General features: G+C 68.1%; 4 protein-coding genes. 3 read left to right on the top strand and 1 reads right to left on the bottom strand.

Annotation, left to right across the window (positions count from 1 at the left end):
* The 3 genes from AC4MBH_RS19520 to AC4MBH_RS19510 form a co-directional block, all read left to right on the top strand.
* Positions 1–503 (top strand): SigE family RNA polymerase sigma factor (locus AC4MBH_RS19520; RefSeq protein WP_491797063.1); only part of this gene is annotated, 503 nt, incomplete at its 5' end.
* Positions 500–1414 (top strand): hypothetical protein, encoded by a 915-nt coding sequence (locus AC4MBH_RS19515; RefSeq protein WP_491797062.1) that lies wholly within the window; start codon positions 500–502, stop codon positions 1412–1414. The genes AC4MBH_RS19520 and AC4MBH_RS19515, both read left to right, overlap by 4 nt.
* Positions 1415–2485: 1071 nt before the next feature.
* Positions 2486–3010 carry a tyrosine-type recombinase/integrase gene (locus AC4MBH_RS19510; RefSeq protein ID WP_491797061.1) on the top strand — a complete coding sequence of 175 codons (525 nt, stop codon included), beginning with the start codon at positions 2486–2488 and terminating at the stop codon, positions 3008–3010.
* Between the two features lie 1097 nt (positions 3011–4107).
* On the opposite strand, the gene AC4MBH_RS19505 is transcribed toward AC4MBH_RS19510, so the two are convergent.
* A complete protein-coding gene (locus AC4MBH_RS19505; RefSeq protein ID WP_491797060.1) occupies positions 4108–5292 on the bottom strand; it encodes an MFS transporter in 1185 nt (394 codons plus the stop codon).
* Positions 5293–6000 lie beyond the last annotated feature (708 nt).

The following is a 6000-nucleotide window of genomic DNA, read 5'->3' as shown; positions in this document are numbered from 1 at the left end:
CCGACCTGGACTTCGAGCAGTTCTACGTGGCGACGCGGCCGCGACTGCTCCGGGTCGCTTTTGCTGTCACGCGCGATGAGCAGCGGGCCGAGGATGCCGTGCAGGTGGCGTTCGTGAACGCTTACGCCTCGTGGCGCCGGGTCTCGCGCGCCGAGGACCCGGTGGCTTACGTCAGGCGGATCGCGATCAACGCCGCACTTGCCCAACATCGTTCTCCCTCATGGCGTCGGGAGAAGACCTGGGCGTATCCGCTGCCGGAGGAGGCAGTGACTGATGCCGCTGACGATGCCGCCCAGCGCCTCGACCTCTGGCAAGCGATCGGGTCGCTCCCGCCGAGGCAGCGCGCCGTCATGGTGTTGCGCTACTACGAGGACTTGAGCGAGTCGCAGATAGCCGCAGTCCTCGGCGTGCGCCCGGGCACCGTCAAGTCCCAGGCAGCAGCCGCGCTGGCGACACTGCGCCGGCGGGCTGGCGACACACGACTTGAAGGAGGACGAGCATGACCGACCGCCTCGACGACCAGATCAGTGATGAGTTCCGACGCTACCTCGACGAGCGGCAGGTCGGCGCCGGCGACGTTCTCGGCGCGATCAACGCCGGTAGAGCACAACGACGGCGTCGCACGGCGCTTGCCGGTGTCGTCACGCTCGGCACGGTCGGTGTCGTGCTCAGCCTGGTTGGCGTTCTTGGGCTCAGCGACCACCCCGATGTTGACGCTGTCGCCCCTGCGGAACCCAGCGGTATGACAGCCGTGCCCGCGGAATTCCACGCCGACGAGTACGGGGTGACCGTCGCCATTAAGGTCGGGTACCCCGAGGAACGTGAAGTCACCGGAGCCCGCCTCATCGCCGGCGATGAGTCGACGGACGCATCCCTGTACCCGATGGACGGCACGGATCCGGACCGACAGCTCGAAAGTCTCACGCTGGCGTCCGATGACCAGGTCTCGCTCGAGGGGACGCTGCTCGTCCCCTGTGCCGGGGAGCGCAAGGCACCGGTTTTCGAGGTGGTCTCCAGGGCGGACGGCGTGCCGGTGACCGACCTCTTCAGGCCCTCGAATGCCGACGGCTACCACCAGGCCGTCGGCGAGTGGTGCGGTCGGGCTGTCACGATGAGCGTGACGGGTATGCGATCCACCCCGCAGGGCAATCACGAACTTCGTGTCCAGTTCAGCAACCCCGGCCCGGAGCCAGTGACGGTGACTTCGGAAGAGGTCGATGACGGCAGCTCGTCCTGGCAGGCAGCCAGCATGGTCGTGCCCGCCGGGATCACGCAGATGACCATCTACGGACATGGGCCGTCGGACTGCGCGGCACCGCCGCCGTGGGAGTCCGGACAGGTCCGCGTAGATGGCGAAGTCATCAGGCCCAATCCCGACGCGTCCGCGACCCTCGAGGCAGCACCCGGGTGCTAGCCCGTAGACGCCCCACCGTCGACAAGACCGCGCAGCTCGCGGCATGGTTGGGCGGTTGCACACGTCGCGCGAGCGGTTAGGTGATGCCAATCTGCACTGGCACGCTCAAGAGTTGCCCCTGCGGTGTCTGGAGTACCAGCGAACTTTCCGTCGTTGTGCGCCGCAACAGGCTGCTAGCGAACACAACGTCATCACGCTGTCGGGCCACGACACCGCACTCCCGAGATGACGCGCTTTCGACATGGAGATTGCCGTCTTTCACCTGCACGGAGTCAATCTCGAACCCGCAATCGCTGCTCGTCGTGGTGATGGTGAGACGCGCCTGTTTGCCCGTGAGCACGCTTCTTCCTCCGCCGAGGATGACGCTCGCCTTAGTGTCCGTAGAAGCGGGCTCGACGTCGACCCGAGAAGCGCCTGACGACGCGGCGGGCGCTGGCACGGGAGCGGCCGCACTCTCGCTCTCGCTTGTGCAGCCCGTAGCCACGACGAGCAGGGCAACGGCGGGAAGGAGAAACGAGGAACGACTTCTGAGCATGACGCCTCCGGGAGTTGATACACCGTAGACGGCTTCGCAGCTCAGAGTGGTTCCTCCCGCTGCGCCCTTTTCCTGACCGCCCGACCATCGGCAAGACAGGGCGTGCGGTCCAGTTGCTTGTTTGACGCAGCGCGCGTTGCGGTGCGCCGATGAACTGATGGACACCATCGTTCTCGCACCCGCTACCTCGCTGCCCGTCGAGGACCGCATGCACGTCGCGGTCGCTGCCTACCTCGCCCGCTACAAGGACTCCACCCGCAAGCACGCCGCGACCGATCTCCGGGCCTTCATGACCTGGTGCCAAGAACGGGGACTACCGCCGCTGAAGGCCCAGCGCCCCCACATCGAGCTCTACGTCCGCTGGATGCAGGAGCAAGCCCTCCACTGTCTCTCGACGCCTCTCAGTGGTTGCCGGGTTCCACCGAACCTGCGTCATCGACGGCGTCCTGGAACACTCGCCGGCCGACTACGTCCGCCGCCCCCACGTGCCACCAGAGTCACCCACCCTGGGTCTGACCCACCTGCAGTTCGAAGCCATGCTCAGCGCCGCGCGAGACTCGAGCAACCCGAACGACTTCGCACTGGTCGCGATGCTGGGACTACTCGGCCTGCGGATCTTCGAAGCCACTGGAGCTGATGTCCAGAACCTTGGCGAGAGCCACGGACACCGAGTCCTCAAGGTGTGCGGCAAAGGCTCCAAAATCGTCCTCGTGCCTCTGCCCCCGGCTGTCGCACGAGCCCTCGACCGTGCCATCGGCGAGCGAGAGACCGGGCCCATCCTCCGCAGCCGCACCGGACACCGCGTGGACCGCCACTGCGCCACCCGACGTCTGCACGACCTCGCGAAACAAGGTGGCGTGGCGACAGCGCGGATGCACCCACACATGCTGCGTCACACCTTCGTCACCACGACGCTCGACGCCGGCGTCGACCTCAGAGACGTCCAGATCGCAGCTCGACACGCCGACCCACGCACAACCATGCGCTACGACCGAGCCCGCAACAACCTCGACCGGCACCCCAACTACATCCTGGCCGCCTACATGGCTTCTGGAACCTGAACCGTCCACTACGCCCTGTCTTGCCGAAGGTCGGGCGTGAAAGGGCAGACTGTGCCGGTGGCTTGGTGGCATCTGGTGCAGACGGACGAAGGGCGATGGGTCGCCCCTCGCTGGGTCACACGGAGTCGCTTCCCCGACCTACTTCCCGAGGTGCTGTGGCGTCGAGGAGTCGTGTGCCTCGGTGGCCGTCTGCACTTCTGCGTAGGTCATCTCGAAACGGCGCACCGGACCGTCGAGTGGAAAGGCACGGACTGGCTAGTTGGGCGGAAACCGTTCACTGCGCCGCACCGCGAGCGTCAGCCCAGCCAGGTCGACCACCCTGACTCGTAGGAGGTCGCGCTGCAGGGCATCCGTCCGACCATGCCGACGGCCGGGCTACTCATCGGCCAGGCTGAAGTTCACAAGGGTGTCCCATGGCTCTCCCCCGAACCTGGCACGGCCCACCGTCACTTCGTAGCGGCGATCGGGCGAGCGGCCCGTACCAGGCGAGAACGACCAACCCTTGCCGGTGCCACCGGAGAACGTCCAGCCCTTGCTCTCCAAGTAGTCGACCGCCTCATGTCGTGACCATTCGCTGGACAAGGCCTGGACCACCGCCCGTGGCTTCGCTGTGGTCCTCGCACGTGCTCTGGTGACTCCACCGGGCTGACGGTGCGTCGGCCATGGCGTCGCGTGCGACCTTCTCGACTGCCGGGTAGTCGCGCTCCTCAACGTCGAAGCACGCCTCGTACTTGCTAGTCGCGCAAGCAACAAGACAGGTCCCCGCCAGGACCGAGCTCAACATCGTCCGGAGCACACGGTCGCGTCGCACGAGGCTCATCCTCAGCCAAGTTCGTCGGTGGTGGGGGCTTGCGTCGTCAGATACCCACTTCTACGGACCCGTCCGCTCGTGCCGCGCTTCGGGCTCCGCCCGACCATGCCAAGTCACGTGCTCCGACCATGCCGCGACCTGAGCGGGTGCCGCCGACGCGGGTGCAGTGCCGTCGGACGCCCGAGGTGGTCGCACTGCGTGCGCGTCGGGTTGGACAGGACTCCTTGAGCATGCGACGCCCCGCCGCGCGGCCGGAGGGGGCGGGGTCGTGGACCCCGGCCGACAGCTACGTGCGGACGGGCGCGTGGTCGTTCGCCGGCGCGAAGGCCCTGGCCAGCCAGAACAGCGCGACGACCAGCACCAGCGGCACCGCGAAGCCCAGGCGCAACGACCCGGCACCGACCGCGCCGGCCATCACGGACCCCAGCAGCGCGCCCGCGTAGTTGAACTGGTTGAAACGCGCCACCACGGCGTCCACCCGCGCCTGCCGGGTGGCCGGGTCGGCGTCGCGCCCCGCGAGCGCCGCCGCGGCCGAGAAGCTCAGCGGAGCGACGACCGCGACCCCGCAGCCGAGCAGCGTGAAACCGAGGACAGCCACCCCCCAGGTGGGTGCCGCCACGACGATGACAAGCGCCACCAGCGCGACAGCCGCCCCGACGCGCATCAACCGCACGGCGCCTACGTGCTCGGTCAGCCGGTCACCCGCCAGCCGCACCAGGCCGCTGGCGAGGAGGTAGGGCAGGGTCGCGAGCGCGACGAGATCCTCGGGCGCGGAGAACACATCATCGAGGTAGACCGGTCCCCAGGTCGCGGCGGCGGTGTCGACGGTGTAGAAGACGACGAGGGCAAGGCCGACCAGCACGATGGCTCGCCACGGCACGTCGATGTGGGTCGAGGTGGCGACCTCGCCGCGGTCCCGCGAGAGGTACGGCGCCGCGGCGGTGAGCAGCGGGATCGCCGCGAGCAGCGCGATCACGGACCACGGCGCGTCCGCCGTGGCCAGTGTCAACACGGCCCCGATCACGCCGCCCAGCGTCCACGCGCCGTGGCAGGACGGCAGCACGATCCGGCCGAGCCGGTGCTCGAGCGCGACGGCCTGCATGTTGCTGGTCGCGTCGACCAACCCGAGCCCGACGCCGTACGCCCCCAGGGCGAGCACGAAGACCACTTTCGCGGGCGCCAGTACCAAGACCGCGACGGACACCGCGACCACCAGCAGGCCGGCACGGAGCATCACCGCGCTGCCGAGCCGGGGCGCCAACCGCTCCGCCACGAGGGAGCCCACACCCGCCAGCAGGACCATCATCAGCAGCACGCCCGACAGCGCGAGCTCGCCGAGGTCCCACCGGTCCTGGAAGCGGGGCAGCCGCGTCGTCAGGCTGATGAAGACCAGCCCCTGCGTGCCGAACGCGGCCGCGATCGCGAGCCGGGCGCGACCGAGGTCGGCACCGCCGGGACTGGGCGCACTCATGGCGAGCATCGTGACAGGAGACCCGACGCCCCGCGGCAGACTCGCGGACACAGCCCTTCATCGCCGGCCCCGAGCTCTGGGGGATCCGCCAGGCGAGACCGAGTGGAGCCACAACAGCAAGCACACGTCCACGACCACCCGCGCGCTCACTTCCGACGGCGAGAGGGCGGCGACTGTGTTCGAACCGTGCCTTCAACGACGTCGACGTCGATCACGTGCTGACCAGTCCGCGCTGGCGCACGCGTCGTACGGCTGAACTGGCGAGCTTCTCCCACGCGCAGGCCCGTGCCCCGGCCCCGGCTCGCAACCCGGTTGTAGGTCCCCTCCGTGAGGGTTCCGGTTCGTCAACGGGACACAAGGCGGTCTGACTCACATGGCAATTGCCAACCCGTCCCGTATCACTAGCTCCCAATCGGTATGACTGTTGGGCCATGTGCATCTTGGTACTCATCACCACGGACGATCGGTTGGTAGCACCGCCAGGTGGCCGACGCCGGTACGACGCGGTCAGGGCGCGGATACTCCAGAGCCTCAACCACCGGCCTCATCGGATGCCGCCCGGCGTGTTCAGGACACGGGGGCCACGACGGGTCCAGCCCTAACCGCCACAGCCCGACTCGAACGATGTATGCGGCGTTCTCTGCAACCTCGACCAGGATCTCCTCGAACGAGGCTGCCATCCCCGAGTAGTCGTTCCAGGCGAAGATC

Source organism: Nocardioides sp. WJ219 (assembly GCF_058559815.1).
This window is presented reverse-complemented; position numbering and strand designations above follow the sequence as displayed.

What these genes read in the sequence shown, in the direction of transcription:
- AC4MBH_RS19505 (WP_491797060.1), bottom strand. Translation starts at nt 5,292, where the DNA reads ATGAGTGCGCCCAGTCCCGGCGGTGCCGACCTCGGTCGCGCCCGGCTC.
- AC4MBH_RS19515 (WP_491797062.1), top strand. Translation starts at nt 500, where the DNA reads ATGACCGACCGCCTCGACGACCAGATCAGTGATGAGTTCCGACGCTAC.
- AC4MBH_RS19510 (WP_491797061.1), top strand. Translation starts at nt 2,486, where the DNA reads ATGCTCAGCGCCGCGCGAGACTCGAGCAACCCGAACGACTTCGCACTG.